Source organism: Enterobacter sp. NFIX59, assembly GCF_900113755.1.
Lineage (GTDB): Bacteria > Pseudomonadota > Gammaproteobacteria > Enterobacterales > Enterobacteriaceae > Enterobacter > Enterobacter pseudoroggenkampii.
Genome location: NZ_FOQN01000001.1, coordinates 160,038 through 176,533, shown reverse-complemented (window position 1 = coordinate 176,533; position 16,496 = coordinate 160,038). Strand labels below are relative to the sequence as shown.

At 56.6% G+C, this 16,496-nt stretch carries 15 protein-coding genes and 1 pseudogene; 4 read left to right on the top strand and 12 right to left on the bottom strand.

The genetic code is table 11. The features are described 5' to 3' along the window. On the top strand, nt 1–948 hold the full coding sequence (locus tag BM007_RS00845; RefSeq protein WP_090416778.1) for an AEC family transporter: 948 nt from the start codon (nt 1–3) through the stop codon (nt 946–948). A 32-nt stretch (nt 949–980) separates the two neighbouring features. After that, the gene (locus BM007_RS00840; protein WP_090416776.1) at nt 981–2,666 is read left to right on the top strand and encodes an NAD-dependent malic enzyme; all 1,686 of its coding nucleotides are present in this window, start codon (nt 981–983) and stop codon (nt 2,664–2,666) included. Between the two features lie 44 nt (nt 2,667–2,710). Here BM007_RS00840 and BM007_RS00835 read toward each other — a convergent pair whose 3' ends face one another. The 11 genes and pseudogenes from BM007_RS00835 to BM007_RS00780 form a co-directional block, all read right to left on the bottom strand. Beyond that, complete coding sequence (locus BM007_RS00835) at nt 2,711–3,712, bottom strand: Kdo(2)-lipid IV(A) acyltransferase (RefSeq protein WP_048992015.1); 1,002 nt, start codon at nt 3,710–3,712, stop codon at nt 2,711–2,713. 182 nt (nt 3,713–3,894) lie between these two features. After that, nucleotides 3,895–4,125 carry a tautomerase PptA gene (gene pptA / locus BM007_RS00830; protein ID WP_024909599.1) on the bottom strand — a complete coding sequence of 77 codons (231 nt, stop codon included), beginning with the start codon at nt 4,123–4,125 and terminating at the stop codon, nt 3,895–3,897. 37 nt (nt 4,126–4,162) lie between these two features. Then, nucleotides 4,163–4,780: a glutathione S-transferase family protein gene (locus BM007_RS00825; protein ID WP_090416774.1), complete on the bottom strand. Its 618-nt coding sequence runs from the start codon at nt 4,778–4,780 to the stop codon at nt 4,163–4,165. A 41-nt stretch (nt 4,781–4,821) separates the two neighbouring features. Next, the gene (locus BM007_RS00820; protein ID WP_032647448.1) at nt 4,822–5,709 is read right to left on the bottom strand and encodes an ABC transporter substrate-binding protein; all 888 of its coding nucleotides are present in this window, start codon (nt 5,707–5,709) and stop codon (nt 4,822–4,824) included. A 9-nt stretch (nt 5,710–5,718) separates the two neighbouring features. Then, the gene (locus tag BM007_RS00815; RefSeq protein ID WP_024909602.1) at nt 5,719–6,492 is read right to left on the bottom strand and encodes an amino acid ABC transporter ATP-binding protein; all 774 of its coding nucleotides are present in this window, start codon (nt 6,490–6,492) and stop codon (nt 5,719–5,721) included. Then, nucleotides 6,476–7,402: an amino acid ABC transporter permease gene (locus BM007_RS00810; protein WP_023327573.1), complete on the bottom strand. Its 927-nt coding sequence runs from the start codon at nt 7,400–7,402 to the stop codon at nt 6,476–6,478. The genes BM007_RS00815 and BM007_RS00810 overlap by 17 nt, the downstream gene beginning before the upstream one ends. A gap of 9 nt (nt 7,403–7,411) precedes the next feature. Beyond that, nucleotides 7,412–7,921: a GNAT family N-acetyltransferase gene (locus tag BM007_RS00805; RefSeq protein WP_008501765.1), complete on the bottom strand. Its 510-nt coding sequence runs from the start codon at nt 7,919–7,921 to the stop codon at nt 7,412–7,414. 9 nt (nt 7,922–7,930) lie between these two features. Beyond that, nucleotides 7,931–10,194 (bottom strand): annotated as a pseudogene (locus BM007_RS23330) (NtaA/DmoA family FMN-dependent monooxygenase). 16 nt (nt 10,195–10,210) lie between these two features. Beyond that, nucleotides 10,211–11,332, bottom strand: a complete 1,122-nt coding sequence (locus BM007_RS00790) for a M20 peptidase aminoacylase family protein (protein WP_090416769.1) — start codon at nt 11,330–11,332, stop codon at nt 10,211–10,213. Then, nucleotides 11,329–12,330: an LLM class flavin-dependent oxidoreductase gene (locus BM007_RS00785; RefSeq protein ID WP_090416767.1), complete on the bottom strand. Its 1,002-nt coding sequence runs from the start codon at nt 12,328–12,330 to the stop codon at nt 11,329–11,331. Before BM007_RS00785 ends, BM007_RS00790 begins: the two co-directional genes overlap by 4 nt. A 110-nt stretch (nt 12,331–12,440) precedes the next feature. Further along, nucleotides 12,441–12,980, bottom strand: a complete 540-nt coding sequence (locus BM007_RS00780; protein ID WP_090418162.1) for an AAA family ATPase — start codon at nt 12,978–12,980, stop codon at nt 12,441–12,443. A 345-nt stretch (nt 12,981–13,325) separates the two neighbouring features. Here BM007_RS00780 and BM007_RS00775 point away from each other — a divergent pair, with 345 nt between their 5' ends. Further along, a complete protein-coding gene (locus BM007_RS00775; RefSeq protein ID WP_061715049.1) occupies nt 13,326–14,861 on the top strand; it encodes a methyl-accepting chemotaxis protein in 1,536 nt (511 codons plus the stop codon). Here BM007_RS00775 and BM007_RS00770 read toward each other — a convergent pair. Further along, a complete protein-coding gene (locus BM007_RS00770) occupies nt 14,858–15,256 on the bottom strand; it encodes a (R)-mandelonitrile lyase (protein WP_024909649.1) in 399 nt (132 codons plus the stop codon). The genes BM007_RS00775 and BM007_RS00770 overlap by 4 nt on opposite strands. Nucleotides 15,257–15,364: 108 nt before the next feature. Between BM007_RS00770 and BM007_RS00765 the strand changes: the two genes are divergently transcribed. After that, nucleotides 15,365–16,279: a LysR family transcriptional regulator gene (locus BM007_RS00765; RefSeq protein WP_063621792.1), complete on the top strand. Its 915-nt coding sequence runs from the start codon at nt 15,365–15,367 to the stop codon at nt 16,277–16,279. Nucleotides 16,280–16,496: the final 217 nt, after the last annotated feature.

Here is a 16,496-nt window from a genome sequence, read left to right as displayed (position 1 = left end):
ATGCCTTCATTACTATTACAGTCACTGTTTCCGCTCGTCTTTATTATGTTACTTGGATGGCTAAGTGGAAAGCTGGGATATTCCCGGCGAGAAGATGCAAACGTCATGGCAACCGTGGTGATTCGTTTCGCCCTTCCTTTTCATCTTTTCATTGGTGCATTGCATACCGATCCCAATAAAATTAAAAACCTGACCTTTATGGCCGTCCTGGTTGTCGGTTTAATGGGGTCGTATTTACTGACGCTGTTTATTTCACGCTATGTTTTTCGCCACGATATCAAAACCAGCGCCATTCAGTCTCTGGTTTGCGCCTTTCCTGATATGGCCTACTTTGGCGCGCCGGTCCTGGCGGTATTGATTGGGCCGGAAGGATTTATCGGTGTGCTGATAGGTAACATTATCACCAGCGTTATCATGATCCCTCTGACTATCGTCCTGATTCGTATGGGTGATAAAAACGGTCATGATGGCCTGGAGGCGCTGCACCCGGGGGCGATGATCGTACAAAACCTCATCAAAGCGGCTCGCAACACTATCGTCTGGATCCCGGTCTCCGGCGTCTTGCTCAGTCTCGCCGGTGTGCAAATCCCTTCCATTCTCAGCATGCCTATTGAGATGGTTGGCAAGGTTTCCGGCGGACTGTCCCTGTTTGCCCTCGGCCTGCTGTTTTACGGTGAACGTCCAAAACTGAACGTGCAGACATTTACCAATATCAGTATTAAAAACCTGATTCAGCCGGCAATGATGGCCGCCGCAGGGATCGCCTTTGGCCTGAGTCATACCTTACTGCAGCAGGTCGTAATTATTGGCGCAACGCCTTCCGCTATTGCCGCGGGGATGTTTGCTTTACGCAGCGATACCTATATCGATACCGCATCCTCTTCCATATTAATTGGTACTGCCGTCGGGGTCGTGACCGAAGGCATTATGATCTATTTCATCTCTTAATCTGTTTTATATAAAAAATTCAGGAGTTAACCATGTCCCGGAAAGAAGTTCTGTACACCCCTTACAATGGGGCCGTATTGCTGGAGAATCCGCTATTAAATAAAGGACTCGCTTTTATTAAAGAAGAGCGTGATAATTTTAATCTGCATGGGTTATTGCCGCACAACGTTGAAACCATTGAAGAACAAACCGAGCGCGCCTGGGTACAGTTCTGTCATTTTAAAAGCGATATCTCGCGTCATGTTTATCTGCGAAATATTCAGGACACCAATGAAACTCTCTTTTACAATCTCTTGCGTTCGCATCTGAAAGAGACGTTACCGATTATCTATACCCCGACGGTCGGTGAAGCCTGCGAGCATTTCTCTACGATTTATCGCCGCGCGCGCGGCTTGTTTATTTCATGGCCTAACCGTCATCGTATTGATGAGATGCTGCAAAGTTTTTCACGCAACGACGTTCGCGTGATTGTGGTGACGGACGGGGAACGTATTTTAGGGCTTGGCGATCAGGGTATCGGCGGTATGGGCATCCCGATTGGTAAGCTGTCGCTGTATACCGCCTGCGGGGGGATCCATCCGGCCTCTACCCTCCCGATTATGCTGGATGTCGGCACCAATAATCAGCAACACCTCGACGACCCGATGTACATGGGCTGGCGTCATCCGCGCATCAGCGACGACCAATACGCTGAGTTTATGGATATGTTTGTCAGCACCGTGAAAGCACGCTGGCCCAATGTTCTCCTGCAGTTTGAAGACTTTGCGCAGAAAAACGCAACTCGCCTGCTCCAGCGCTACCGCGACCAGCTGTGCTGCTTCAATGATGATATCCAGGGCACGGCAGCGGTCACCGCAGGTACGCTGATCGCAGCGGCCCACGCGGCGGGCACGCGCATTCGCGATCAGCGCGTGGTCTTCCTCGGCAGCGGCTCTGCGGGATGCGGGATCGCTGAAAAAATTGTGGCGCTGATGGTCGATGACGGCCTGACCGAGTCCGAAGCCCGCAGCAGGATCTTCATGGTCGATCGCTTCGGCCTGCTGACCGACGACATGACCAACCTGCTCGATTTCCAGAAAAACCTGCTTACCGCGCGCGACGCCGTAAGCCGCTGGCAGGTAGACGCGAAGAATATTTCCCTGCTGGACGTGGTGAAGAACGCGCATCCTACGGTGATGATCGGCGTTTCAGGCCAGCCCGGGCTGTTCAGTGAAGAGATTGTCAAAGAGATGCATCGCCACTGCCCGCGTCCGATTATCATGCCGCTCTCAAACCCGACGTCGCGGGCGGAGGCCCAGCCTCAGGATCTTATCGCCTGGACCCAGGGAGCCGCGCTGGTGGCCACCGGCAGCCCGTTCGCGCCGGTATTCTGGGAGAATGCACACTACGAGATTGCCCAGTGTAACAACGCCTATATCTTCCCTGGTCTGGGGCTGGGCGTTCTGGCCTGTAACGCGCGCCGGGTCACGGAAGAGATGCTGATGGCAGCTAGCCGCAGCCTGGCCGCGCAGTCTCCTCTGGTCACCACGGAAAAAGGTGGATTGCTGCCGCCGGTAGATCAGATTGAAACGGTCTCACGCCAGATTGCCGTCGCCGTCGCCCGGGCTGCGATTGAACAGGGCGTGGCACCGGCGATAGATGATGAGACGTTGATGGCGCGTATCGAGAAGACGTGGTGGCAGGCGGACTATGCGCCGTACCGCCGATCCGCGCTGTAGCGACGGTCATGCCCTCACCGCAGGGTGAGGGCATCGCTGAGGCTTTAGTGCTGTATGCCTGATCGGTCAGAAAAATCGCTGGCGGAGAGAATATCACCCCGTGGGGCCACGCTCTTGCGGCGGTCATACCGGTCAGGTACACCTTCGGGACGCGTTTTGAAGCGCCGGTGCAGCCACATATACTGTTCTGGCGCCATCCGTACAGCGTGTTCAATCGCCCTGTTCATCTGCGTCGCCACGGCTTCTTTATCGCCGCCCTGCAACGCCTCGCTGATATCTTCCAGAATGATCAGCTCGTAACCGGTGCCATCCGCCTTACGGCGCGGCACAAAGGGAATGACGGCAGGCTTAGCGCTTTTGACCAGCATATAGCTTCCAGCGGTCGTCGCGGCATCCGGCACCGCAAAGAACGGCACAAATACGCTATTGGTTTTACCATAGTCATGGTCCGGGGCGTACCACAAAATTTCATTTTGCTTCAGCGAGCGGATCATGCCCTTTAAATCATGACGATCGAGCATGGTTTTATTGGAACGCAGGCGCCCGCGCGTCTGAAGCCAGTCCAGCAGGGCATTATTATTAGGACGATACACCCCGATACCGGGGTTAAGCATGCCAAATATCCGCGCGCCTAGCTCAAGCGTCAGAAAATGCATCCCCACCAGCACCACGCCCTTTCCCTGCGCCCTGGCCTTTTCCATGTGCTCATAACCCCGCACGGTAAAGTATTTCTTCACCCGCCACTCGGGCCAGAACCATGCCATCCCGGTCTCGATCACCCCCATTCCTACCGATTCAAAATTACGCTGCAGCAATGACTCTCGCTCCGCCTTTTTCATCTCCGGGAAACAAAGCTCCAGGTTGCGGCGGGCAATTTCGACGCGGCGGGGAAGCAAGCGCATCGCCAGTCGACCAAGGCCATGACCGATTCTGAACAGAAGCGGATAAGGGAGCAGCATGATGAGCCACAGCGCGGCAATGCCGGCCCAGCTTAGCCAGTAACGGGGATGAAGAAAGGCGAATGAAAAACGGGGTAATTTTGTCATCAGAAAATTATCCTTTAACGTGTCTGTCCTTAATTGATTCTGTTGAAGATCTTTCCTAAGGATTAATAATATGTCAGCCAGAAACGTTAAGTGTAGCGGATAAGACAAAACGCATTTTTATCGATTTTTGCGAAAACGGGAAAACAAGCCGGGAAGGACTTATTCGCTCCCCGGCAAAGATCCTACATCGAATACCCGGGCTTCTTAATAAGCTCCTCCAGCTTCGGTCCAATTTCGGTATCCCAGACCTGCGCCTTCCAGTCTTCAGGCGCGATCTGGTTCAACGCCACCGACACGGAACTGTCTTTGCTGTTGAAATGGCGAATAATCACGTCGGCAATATCCGCCGCCAGGGCCGTTTTTTGTTCGTCGTTCAAATCACGGGGAAAACATTTGATATCTACGTGTGGCATGTGCAGGCTTCCGGTTGTGAATGAGGATTACACGTTATCAGATAATATTGTTTGCCTTTAACACCTTGTGCAGTTCCGGTAGCTGACATACGGTGTCCGCAATTGCCGTGAATTTAGGGGTGTTTTCGGCAAACCAGGCATGACGAGGCCCCCAGGTGCGCGCCACCGCAATATACACATCCAGCAGCGTCAGCCGTTCCCCCAGCGCAAACGGGGCGGCCATAAGCTGGCTTTCGAACCACAAATAGAGGGATTTCCGGTATGCGATGCAGTTTTTTTGCAGCTGTTCCGGCGCATCCGGCACCCAGCGTTCCGGATAGTCTGCATACGTAAATGTGGGATAGACGTTGGCCACAAACCAGATCAGCAGACGCTGAAACTGCTGGCGTTCGGCCTGCCCCACGGGCGGAGCAAGGTCGGGACATCTGTCGAGCACCATCAGGGCAATCGCCGCCGTTTCGGTCATGATGGCACCATTTTCCAGCGCCAGCGTCGGCACCTGACACAGCGGGTTGAGCTTTTGCAGCAGCTCACGCTGCTGGCCGGGCTGGTCAAACCCGTCCACGTTGATAAATTGATAAGGGATATCAGCCAGGGTTAGCATCACTTCACCGATCGCCGAGCCCCAGCCGGGTACGCCATAGAGTTTAATCATGTTGCCCCCTCAGGAGTGAAAATCCTAAGTGTAGAGCACCATTAGTAGGTTATCCCAGGCGGGTTGACCTCCGACTGTGCCACCGCTTCGCCCTGTTCGCCCCAGCGCGCCAGCACCTTCTGGTAATCTCCCCGCTTGATCGCGCCGTCCAGCGCCGCCTGTAACGCGTACACCAGCTCATTGCCTTTTTTGGTCGTGGTCGCGACATAGGCTTTTTTCGGCCCTAAACCGACCACGCGGGTTTTACCTGTGAGCGCCGCTTTATAGGCTGAAACCGACTGCGGCCCGAAGAACACATCCGCCCTTCCGGACTGGATATAGAGATTGCCCGAGGCATCATCGTGGAGATAAACCGGCAGCGCAGGCTCGCGCCCCGCCTTTTTGTTCTCTTCGTTCCAGCCCAGCAGAATGCGTTCCTGATTCGTACCGGAGCCGACAATCACCCTTTTCCCGGCCAGATCTTCCGCGCTTTTGATTGACTGGATCTCGCTCGTGGATTTCACCGAAAACGCCAGCGAGTCGACGCGGTAGGTCGCAAAATCAAACTTCTCTTTACGCTGTTCGGTCACCGCAATGTTCACCAGCGCCACGTCGTAGCGCCCTGAGGCGATCCCCAGCGGCCAGTCTTCCCACGCCGTCGGCACCAGCTTCAGCTTCAGCCCCAGGCTGCCCGCCAGCAGGCGGGCGATATCCGGGTCGCTGCCAATGCGCGTACGGTTATCGCTGGCCAGCAGCGCCAGCGGCGGGGAGTTCAGCATTGAGACGGCGACCGTCAGCGTACCCGGCTCCACGAATTTGTAACTGGCGGGGATCTTTGCCACGGCCTGACGATCCACCGTCACCGGCAGCGGCTGCTCGTTGGCTTTCAGATCGATGCTGGCGTGGCTCGCCGTCGTGAAGACCAGCCCCGCCAGAAGTCCGTATTTCATTGGCACTCCTTATAAGACTTTGGAGAGAAACTGGCGCGTTCGCGCATGTGACGGACGGTTTAATACCTCGTCACTGCTTCCCTGCTCGACAATTTTTCCGTCGACCATAAATACCACCTGATCCGCCACTTCCCGGGCAAAGCCGATCTCGTGAGTGACCACCACCAGCGTAGTCCCGGACCGGGCCAGTTTTTTGATTACGTCCAGCACTTCCCCTACCAGCTCCGGATCCAGCGCCGAGGTGGGTTCATCAAACAGCATCACGCGAGGACGTAACGCCAGCGCACGGGCAATGGCAATACGCTGCTGTTGCCCGCCGGAGAGATGCCGCGACCAGGCATCGGCTTTATCCCGCAGCCCGACCACGTCCAGCAGGCTGTACGCCCTTTCTACCGCCTCTTTTTTGCTGAGCTTTTTATGCGCGATGGGCGCCTCAATCAGGTTTTCCAGCACCGTGAGATGCGGAAAGAGATTGAAGTTCTGGAACACATAGCCCACGTTGACGCGCTGTTTGAGGATCTCCTTCTCCTTCAGCTCGTAGAGCCTGTCTCCCTGACGACGGTAGCCAATGTAATCCCCGTCGATCTGAATAAAGCCTTCATCGACGCGCTCCAGGTGATTAATGGTGCGCAGCAAGGTTGATTTGCCTGACCCGGACGGCCCGAGAATGACCGTCACGGACCCGGGCGGGATCTCAAGCGAAACGTTGTCGAGCGCCTTATGGCGGCCAAAAAATTTGCTGACGCCGGTAATCGAAATATGTCCTTCAGGAGAGGCTTGCATGGATAGGCTCCTGTGCTGGCGTGGTGGTGACAGAACGGGTACGACGAGCGGCACGGTTCTGATTAACGGCAGAGCGGCGTTCGCTGCGGGCAAGTGCGCGTTCAACACCGTACTGGATAGCGGACAGGACGGTGGTGATCGCCAGGTACCAGGCGGCACCGACCATCAGCAGCGGGATCACCTCCTGCGTGCGGTTGTAGATCATCTGGATGGTATAAAACAGCTCCGGCATCGCCAGGACGTACACCATCGCCGTGCCCTTGGCGAGGCTGATGATTTCATTGAACCCCGACGGCAGAATGGTGCGCAGCGCCTGAGGCAAAATGATGCGCACCGTGCGGCGCCAGGCCGGCAGGCCGAGCGCGGCGGCGGCCTCATACTGGCCGTGATCGACCCCGAGGAAGCCCCCGCGAATGATCTCGGCGGTATAGGCGCTCTGCACCAGGGTTAGCCCCACCACGGCGGTAGAAAATTGCCCCAGCACGTTGATGGTTTCAAAGCTGCCCCAGGTGATGCCGGTGAAAGGCACGCCGAGCGAGAGCGTGTCGTAGAGATATGAAAAGTTGTACAGAATGATCAGCACCACAATCAGCGGCAGCGACCGAAACAGCCAGATGTACGCCCACGCCAGGCTGCTGAGCAGCCAGGATGAAGAGAGTCTCGCCAGGGCCAGCATGCCGCCAAACACCACGCTCAGCGCGGTGCCGATCAGCGTCAGCAGCAGGGTCTGTCCGACACCTTCGAGGATCACCGGGTCGAAGAACCAGCGGGCGAACACCGCCCACTCCCAGCGCGGGTTAAAGGCCACGGACTGAATCACGACCGCCAGGACAAACAGCGCCACCGCGGCGCCGACGGCCCGCAGCGGATAACGCGCCGGGACCACCTTAATGGTTTCAACGTTGCTCATCGTCGTTCCTCATGCGGTTTTACTGAACGCTTCACGTACCAGCGTTTTGGTGAAACGCAGCCGACCGTCAAACGGCGGCTGGCTGTACTCTTCCGGATCGCGGTTCAGATCGAACTGCGGCTGATAGCCCTGGCTAAGATAGAGCCTGACCGCCTCCGGCTGACGAAAGCCGGTTGTCAGGTAGATCTGACTGTACCCTGCCAGCACCGCCCTGCGCTCCAGCTCCTGCACCACGCGCCCGGCAAGCCCCTGCTGACGCAGGGTTTTGTCCGTCCAGATGCGTTTGATTTCCGCGGTGCGTTCGTCGAACGGTTTGTACGCGCCGGTGGCGATAATCTTCCCGTCGCGCTCCAGGACGATAAACAACCCCTGCGGCGCTAAATACCACTCGGTGAGCTCCACTTCCGCGTCTTTAGAGAAGTAGTCCCCGTAGCGGGCGGCATATTCACCGAACAGCCCCTCGATAATGGGCTGAAGTTCGGCATCTTCCGGTGATACATCACGAAATCGTTCGCTCATCACGCCTCCTTAATCGCCCAGGCCAGCCGGGTTCACTTCGGACTGAGGAATGCGCTCAACCCCTTCCCCCCAGCGGTTGAGCACTTTGTCGTAATCGCCGTTTTTGATGACGCCGTTCAGCGCGGTTTGCACCGGCTCAACCAGTCCGCTGCCTTTTTTCAGCGTCACCGCGATGTGTGCCGCCTTCGGCCAGCCGCCGTCGACGCTGCCCACCAGTTTGGTTTTCCCGTTCAGCGCCGCTTTCCAGGCGCCAATCACGTTCGGACCGAAGTAGGCATCCGCGCGCCCGGACTGCAGCGCCAGGGTTTGGGCCGCATCGTCTTTGGTGTAGATCGGGGTAAAGGGCTTCAGCCCCTTCTTCAGGTTTTCGGCATTCCATGCGAGCAGAATGGCCTCCTGGTTGGTGCCGGAGCCGACGATAATCCTCAGCCCGGCGATGTCCTCAGCCTTCTCAAGCGACTTGATCGGGCTGGTTGATTTCACGTAGAACCCGAGGGAATCTTTTCGGTAGGTGGCAAAATCAAACTTCTGTTTGCGCTCTTTAGTGACGGTGATGTTGCTGATGGCGGCATCGTATTTCCCGGAGGCCACGCCCAGCGGCCAGTCTTCCCAGGAGGTGGGCACCACGTTCAGCTCCAGCCCGAGGCTGTCGGCGACCAGACGGGCGACGTCAACCTCGCTCCCCAGCAGCGTTTTGTTGTCGTCGGAGAAGACCGTCAGCGGCGGTTGATTGAGCCCCGCAACCGCCACGGTAAATTTCCCCGGCACGGCAAAGCGATAGTCTTTCGGCAGCTGTGCCACCGCATCATTGTTTTTGGCAGTGTTAACCGGCGTTTTATTGGCCTCGATGCTCACGCCGGTGCCGTTAATATTCACATTCTCTGCCCAGACGGCAGGGGTAAAGGCCAGCGCGAGCGCCAGAACAAGCGATGATTTCTGCATAGCGGGGTTCTCTTTTATTGTTGTGTGAACTGGTTTTTCGGTTGGTCTAAACCCAGGCTTTCGCGCAGCGTGGTGCCCGGATAGTCGGTACGGAACAGGCCGCGGGCCTGAAGAATGGGCACCACCTGGTCAACAAAGCGCGGGAAGGTATCCGGCGTACCGCCCTGAATGATGAAGCCGTCAGCGGCATAGCCTTCAAACCAGGCCTGCAGACCGTCAGCCACCTCTTCCGGCGTACCGGAAAAGCGCGGGCGCGGTGATGCAGCTTCAAGGGCTACCTGACGCAGGGTTAAGCTGCGCTCGCGGGCGTTACGCTTAATTTCATCGGTGGTACTGCGGAAGCTGTTTTTGCCTAAATCGCCGATATCCGGGAACGGCTCGTCGAGCGGATACTGGCTGAAATCATGATGTTCGAAATAGCGCCCCAGGTAATTGAGGGCATCGTTAATCGACACCAGCGCCGCCGTGGTCTGGTACTGGTTTTCCACGTCTTCGGCGTCTTTTCCCACAATCACGCTGACGCCCTGGAATATATGCAAGTCAGACGCGCGGCGACCGTTTGTTTCCAGCTGCTGCTTCACGTCGCGGTAAAAGGCTTTTGCCTCGTCGAGCGTCTCGTGATGGGTAAAAATGGCGTCGGCATGTTTCGCCGCCAGCTTTTTCCCGTCGTCCGACGCCCCGGCCTGAAAGACAATCGGACGCCCCTGCGGGGTGCGGCCAATATTCAGCGGCCCGGCGACCTGGAAGAAATCACCGTGATGATCCAGGGTGTGAAGCTTTGACGCGTCAAAGAATTGTCCGCTCTCTTTATTACGTACGAACGCATCACCTTCCCAGGAATCCCACAGCCCTTTCACCACGTCGAGATACTCATCGGCGATCCGGTAGCGCAGCGCATGCTCGGGGTGTTTTTCGCGGGAAAAGTTCTTCGCCGACCCTTCCAGCGGCGAGGTCACCACGTTCCAGCCCGCGCGTCCGTTGCTCAGATGGTCGAGGCTGGCGAACTGGCGCGCCGTGGTGAAGGGCTCGCTGTAGGAGGTGGATAAGGTTCCCACCAGCCCCAGGCGCGAGGTGATGCTGGCGAGAGCGGATAACACCGTCAGCGGTTCAAAGCGGTTTAAAAAATGCGGGATCGATTTCTCGTTTATATAGAGACCGTCGGCAACGAATAAAAAATCGAGTTTGCCCTCCTCCGCCTTTAACGCCGTCGCTTTGACGAAATCAAAATTGATACTGGCATCGGCGACGGCCTCAGGGTGACGCCAGGCGGACATATTTCCGGATGCACCATGCAAAATGGTCCCCAGCCGCAGTTGACGATGTGCAGACATATTCACCTCTTAAGAATTAAACGTGTTGCAGGGCTTTTTCCGCAAGCTGTGCAAAATAGCGGGCAGCGGGCTCAATTAAGGCTTCATCCGGATTAAATGCCGGATGATGTAAACCATACGGGCTGTTGCTGCCGATGCTGACAAACGCCCCCGGGATCTGCTGCAGATAGACCGCAAAATCTTCCCCGCCCATATGCAGCTCGGCGTGCCGGGTTTCGTATCCGGCGTCCCGGGCGACCGAGGTGGCGAAATCGGCCCAGCGTTCGTCATTCACCAGCGCGGTGGGCCCGGCATACCAGGTGATATCAATCTGCGCGCTAAAGGCGCTGGCAAACCCGGCAGCGATTTCGCCCACGCGGGCTTTCACATTCTGCTGCACTTCCGTGCGATGGGTACGCAGCGTGCCTTCCAGCTCGACGCTTTCCGGCAGCACGTTCCAGGTGTTACCGCCCGCAATGCGCGTCACGCTCAGCACCACGGAATCCAGCGTGTTGACGTTGCGGCTGGCGACGCTTTGCAGCGCCGTTACCAGCTGACTCGCCAGCACAATCGCGTCGTTGCCTTCATGAGGACGTGCGGCGTGCGCGCCTTTGCCGGTAATGCGGATCACGAAGCGGTCAACGTTGGCGTAGAACGGCCCGCCGCGGGTGGCGAACTCACCGACCGGCAGGCCGGGCTCGTTGTGCATACCGAAAATCGCGCTGACATCGCGCAGGGCACCGGCGCGCACCATGCTCTTCGCACCGCCAAAGTTCTCTTCGGCAGGCTGAAACAGGATCCGCACCCGGCCGTTAAGCGAGGCCTCTCGCTCTTTCAGCTTTAACGCGGCACCGAGGATGACGCTGGTGTGGATATCGTGTCCGCAGGCATGCATTACGCCTGCATGCTGCGAGCTAAACGGCACGCCGCTGCGCTCTTCAATCGGCAGGGCATCAATATCCGCCCGCAGCGCAATCAGTTTGCTGCCCGAGCCGATTTCCGCCACCAGCCCGGTAGACAGGTCGTAAGGCTGCGGGGTAATCCCGGCATTCGTCAGCCACTGGCGCAGGCGCGTCGTGGTCTCCACTTCCTGGCCGGAGAGCTCCGGGTTCTGGTGCAGTTCGCGACGCCAGGCAATCAGCTGTTCGCCAAAGCTCATACGGTGACCTCCTTGTTAAGACGCGCCTCGGCAAGCAGACGCAGCGACGCGACGCGCGTTGCTCCCTCTGCTACCGGCGTGTCGATGATAAATTCGTCAATGCCCCACTGCTGATGCAGCGCGTTGAGCTGTTCCACTACCGACTCCGCGGTGCCCGCCAGCAGCGACTGCGCCCGGCGTGCAATGCGCACCGGCTCACTGCCCGCCTGACGCGCAAAAGCGTAGGCCTGCTCTTCGCTGGCCACGGTGACGCGCTGCCCGTTTGCCAGCTCAACGCCCCACACTTCGACCTTCTGCGCCAGCGCGTCTGCCTCGGTCTGCGTCGGCGCGACAATCGCCTGTACTGCCACTATCACGTCCCGCGCGCTGTTCTCACGCCAGGTCGATACCACCTCGCGCAGCAGATCCGGGTCACCGTTCAGGTGTGCGGCAAACACAAAGTGCCAGTCGAGCCTGGCGGCCAGCAGCGCGCTTTCGGTACTCGCGCCCAGCAGGAAACCTTCAGCAGGCAGCGGCGGCAGCGGCGTGGCGCGGACGGCTTCTTCAGTAGCGTGATGCTCAGGACGGATCCAGCCGTCGAGCTGGGCCAGCTGTTCGGCAAAGCTGCCCTTTTCCTGTTGATTCAGGCCCTGCTGCAGCGCGCGGGTTGAGAGCGGTAATCCGCCGGGGGCTTTCCCGACGCCGAGATCCACGCGGCCAGGCGCCAGCGCGGTCAGGACGTTGAAGTTCTCGGCGACTTTATAGGGGCTGTAGTGCTGAAGCATTACGCCGCCGGACCCGACGCGAATGCGCGTGGTTTGCCCGAGGATCCAGGCAATCAGCAGCTCCGGGGAAGGGCTGGCAAGCTGTGGGGTGTTGTGGTGTTCGGCAATCCAGAAGCGGTGATACCCCAGATTTTCTGCCTGCTGCGCCAGCGCCAGGGTACGCGCCAGTGCATCGGCAGCCGTTTCGTTTTCAGCGATGGGGCTTTTATCCAGAATGCTGATTCGCCATGACATGTTGCGTTCTCGTTTGACTTAACATGTCGTCATTATTAAAGGCGCATTTCACCACTGAGAAACAATTAATTTACATTTAGTTTGCCGGAAAACAGATATATAAAACCCCGCTAAGAATAAGACTTTAAGGAGGCAATCAGCGTTTCCACCTGCTCCCGACGGGTAATGCGGACGAAGCGAATATGGCTATATTGCGGGTTTTGCAGATCGGCTTCATAGCGCTTGCGGTTGTTACGCCAGGTTTTAATCGTCCAGATGATAATCGATTCTCTGCTGAAGAACGCGCGCCGGAAACTCTCTTTATTCCCCGTTCCCGGCCAGAGCTCGTGCTTATGCCAGGCCCGCTTTATTGCTCGGGTGACGGCCTGCCAGAGGGTGCGGATAAACCCATAATCCACCCACACCACCACATCTACATCGCGCCATTTCACAGGCCGCGTGCGGTTGTAGTTACCGTCCAGCACCCAGTCTGGCGACGCCTGTAGCGCCTGCTCCAGCTTTGCCTGAAACTCGTCGTCCGGCGTGCCCTGCCAGTCAGCCTGCCAGTAGAGTCTGTCCATCTCGATACAGGGAATAGCCAGTTCGGTCGCAATCTGCTTCGCCAGCGTGCTTTTTCCACTTCCGCTGGTTCCTATGACGTTAATTTTCACCTCAGCCTCCCTGTATTTACGAAAATGAGACCAAATCATAGCGTTTTCATCCTGTTAACGAAACGCTATTTCAGCATGACAATTTTTCCCGGGAAGCGATCTCCCTCTTACAGTTTGGCTTATGTCATTTATTTACAGCGCCTCCCAAAAACGCCCCTGAAAATGTTTTCATTTTTATTACATTCGATAGCGTTAACCGTTTAAAAATAATATGTAGCGAGTATTTCAGACAGCCAAAATTTCAGAGAGAATAAGCAGCAGACAGTTATAAAAATAATCTCATTAATCTTGCCGGAGTGCTTTCCGGACGTTTTTTTATTCTTGCACAACATCATGGAGTTACTCATGAGGCGTAACACTCCCGTTACACAAAACGAGTATTTGCTTAACGATGGTTCGACGTTAATGTCGACCACCGATACAAAAAGTCATATTACCTATGCTAATTCCGCTTTTATTGAAGCCAGCGGATATAAAGAAGAACATCTTCTTGGTGAGCCGCATAACCTCATCCGCCATCCCGACATGCCTGCCGAAGCGTTTGGCGACATGTGGTTTACCCTGCAGCAGGGCGAGACCTGGACAGGGCTGGTGAAGAACCGTCGTCATAATGGCGATCACTACTGGGTGCGGGCCAACGTGACGCCGGTCTGGCAGGGTGGATCCCTGACGGGCTATATTTCGGTGCGAAATATCCCCGCACGGGAAGAGATCGCAGCCAGTGAAAGACTGTATGCAAAAGTGCGTAATAACGAATTAAAACATTATCGTTTTTATAAAGGACTGTTGGTTCGACGCGGTTTATTTTCCTTTATGTCGCTTTTTAAATGTCTCAGCACCTGTAAACGAATCCATCTTGGTATTGCGACAACAGCGTTACTCTCCTGCCTGGCGGTGTATTTCTTCCCTGATAAACTTGTGCAGTCGGGGAGTCTGGCGCTGCTCTTTTCTGCCCTTGCCTGTTATCTTCACGCGCAGATCGCACGGCCGGTAAAATCTATTGTTCAACAGATGCAGCGCGTGGTTTCAGGACGTAAAACGGACTATTACCATTTTGACAGGATCGATGACATCGGGCTGATGATGCGCCTGGTGAATCAATCAGGTTTGAACCTGAATTCGCTGGTTGACGATGTCGGGGCGCAAATCAGCGGGATTGGCACCATCAGCCAGCAGGTCGCGAAAGAAGGTGCGGCGCTGCAAACGCGCTCTGAAGAAACCGCAGACTTTCTGCAGCAAACCGCATCTGCGGTGGAAGAGATCGCCAGCGCGGTGAAGCAGACGGCAGAAACCGCGAATGAAGCGATCCAGATGGCGGATCGCACCAGCGACAGCGCCCACTGCGGTGAAGCGATGATGAAAGAGACCATCGGTATGATGCAGTCCGTGTCGCAGGATAACGGCCAGATCGTCGATATTATCAGCGTTATCGATCGCATTGCCTTCCAGACCAATATTCTTGCGCTGAATGCCGCCGTGGAAGCGGCTCGCGCGGGTGAAGCCGGCCGCGGCTTTGCCGTGGTGGCGGCGGAGGTGCGCAATCTTGCGCAACACTCCGCGACGGCGGCGAAAGAGATAAAAGCGCTGATCGAGAAAAACGTTGCCAGCGTCAACGCTGGCGTGGAGAAGGTGGTACAAACCGAATCACAGCTGACGGTCATGATCGACCATGTTCTGCAGGTTTCCACCTTGATTAAGGAGATCGGCCACGCCACGCAGGAACAAACCCAGGCGCTGACGCTGATCAACGCCTCCCTCTCCCGTATCGGCGCAATGACCCAGAGCAATACGGGGATGGTGGATAACGTCACTCACGCTGCGAATCACCTGACGCAGCGGACGACGCGCCTGCAGCAGGCAATTTCCGTTTTTGGCGGTTAGCCGTTCGGGTACTGCTCGTCAGTCACTTTTTCCAGCCATGTTACCGGGCTGCCGTTTACCGCTTCGGCGATGGCAAGATGCGTCATCGCCGTTTGCGCATTTGCGCCGTGCCAGTGCTTCACGCCGGGTGGGATCCAGGCGATATCGCCCTGATTCAGGATTTCCGCCTCTTTGCCCCACTCCTGTAACCAGCCACGACCCTGCGTCACAATCAGCGTTTGTCCCAGGGGATGCGTATGCCAGGCCGTGCGCGCGCCCGGCTCAAAGGTTACGGTTGCCCCGCCGACGCTGGCAGGTTCGGTCGCCTGAAAGGGTGCGTCAATCCGAACAGTCCCGGTAAACCAGGCTTCCGGTCCTCGTACTGAAGGTATTGAACCGCTGCGGATAATTTTCATCTTTTGCTCCTCGTTGACTGTTGCGTTAACAGTAGCGCAAAGCACTCGGGAGCATTAGGGTGCATAATCAGATAGGACACATGACTGAAACTCATAAATAGAACCACGATGCTAAAAGATAATTTCAACGATCTGCTCTCCTTTATGGTGGTGGCCCGCGAGCGTAGCTTTACGCGCGCAGCGGCGCAGCTGGGCGTCTCGCAATCGGCACTGAGCCATGCGATGCGCAAGCTTGAGGCGCGATTAGACGTTCGCCTGTTAACCCGCACAACCCGCAGCGTGGTTCCGACACCCGCGGGTGAGCAGCTTTTTTCGCGCCTCAGCCCGCATCTGCTGGAGATCGAACAGGAACTCACGGCACTTCGCAGCACCCGCGACAAACCCGCAGGCGCTATCCGCATCGTCGCCGGCGAGCACGCGATGGACGCCGTGCTCTGGCCGGTACTGAAGCCTTTTATGCTGCAGTATCCTGACATTAACGTTGAAGTGACGATCGACAATGGCCTGACAGATATCGTAGATGGCCGCTTCGACGCGGGGGTTCGCCTGGGTGAACAGGTGGCAAAAGATATGATTGCGGTGCGGATTGCGCCGGACATGCGCATGGCGGTCGTCGGCTCCCCGGATTACCTGGCTCGTTTTGGCGTGCCGCTCGTGCCGGAGCAGCTGGGTGAACACCGCTGTATCAATCTCCGCCTGCCCACCCGAGGGGGATTATATGACTGGGAATTTGAGCGCGACGGGCGCGAGCTTCGCGTGCGGGTTGACGGACAGCTTACGCTGAATAACCTGTCGCAGCGTATCGACGCCGCGGAAAATGGCCTCGGATTAGCCTACGTGCCCGAGTCCTCGGTCCTGGACGCTCTAAATCAGGGACGGCTGGTCAGGGTCCTTGAATCGTGGTGCCCCACGTTTGAAGGATATCACCTCTATTATCCGAGCCGTCGGCAGCACACAACCGCGTTCAGGTTACTTCTCGATGCCCTGCAGCAGCAAAAATTTATACCATCTGGTAATAATTAAGAGAATCTGATGATTAAATAATCAACCTCGCCATTGTTTTGACTAAAAACTCATCACGATTCAGCGTGTTGTGATCCCCGTCTGCTCTGACCACACGATTTCCTTCGACGTGCATCACTTTCGGCACGGTTATATTTTGCGTCGCTTATGAATTGCAGGTAGGATGCCTCGCCATGTTTCGCCTTATCCATACGCAGAATGACTGGGAAGGCGACAT

What these genes read in the sequence shown, in the direction of transcription:
- pptA (WP_024909599.1), bottom strand. Translation starts at nt 4,125, where the DNA reads ATGCCACACGTAGATATCAAATGTTTTCCCCGTGATTTGAACGACGAA.
- BM007_RS00835 (WP_048992015.1), bottom strand. Translation starts at nt 3,712, where the DNA reads ATGACAAAATTACCCCGTTTTTCATTCGCCTTTCTTCATCCCCGTTAC.
- BM007_RS00775 (WP_061715049.1), top strand. Translation starts at nt 13,326, where the DNA reads ATGAGGCGTAACACTCCCGTTACACAAAACGAGTATTTGCTTAACGAT.
- BM007_RS00845 (WP_090416778.1), top strand. Translation starts at nt 1, where the DNA reads ATGCCTTCATTACTATTACAGTCACTGTTTCCGCTCGTCTTTATTATG.
- BM007_RS00840 (WP_090416776.1), top strand. Translation starts at nt 981, where the DNA reads ATGTCCCGGAAAGAAGTTCTGTACACCCCTTACAATGGGGCCGTATTG.
- BM007_RS00770 (WP_024909649.1), bottom strand. Translation starts at nt 15,256, where the DNA reads ATGAAAATTATCCGCAGCGGTTCAATACCTTCAGTACGAGGACCGGAA.
- BM007_RS00785 (WP_090416767.1), bottom strand. Translation starts at nt 12,330, where the DNA reads ATGTCATGGCGAATCAGCATTCTGGATAAAAGCCCCATCGCTGAAAAC.
- BM007_RS00820 (WP_032647448.1), bottom strand. Translation starts at nt 5,709, where the DNA reads ATGAAATACGGACTTCTGGCGGGGCTGGTCTTCACGACGGCGAGCCAC.
- BM007_RS00805 (WP_008501765.1), bottom strand. Translation starts at nt 7,921, where the DNA reads ATGAGCGAACGATTTCGTGATGTATCACCGGAAGATGCCGAACTTCAG.
- BM007_RS00765 (WP_063621792.1), top strand. Translation starts at nt 15,365, where the DNA reads ATGCTAAAAGATAATTTCAACGATCTGCTCTCCTTTATGGTGGTGGCC.
- BM007_RS00815 (WP_024909602.1), bottom strand. Translation starts at nt 6,492, where the DNA reads ATGCAAGCCTCTCCTGAAGGACATATTTCGATTACCGGCGTCAGCAAA.
- BM007_RS00790 (WP_090416769.1), bottom strand. Translation starts at nt 11,332, where the DNA reads ATGAGCTTTGGCGAACAGCTGATTGCCTGGCGTCGCGAACTGCACCAG.
- BM007_RS00810 (WP_023327573.1), bottom strand. Translation starts at nt 7,402, where the DNA reads ATGAGCAACGTTGAAACCATTAAGGTGGTCCCGGCGCGTTATCCGCTG.
- BM007_RS00825 (WP_090416774.1), bottom strand. Translation starts at nt 4,780, where the DNA reads ATGATTAAACTCTATGGCGTACCCGGCTGGGGCTCGGCGATCGGTGAA.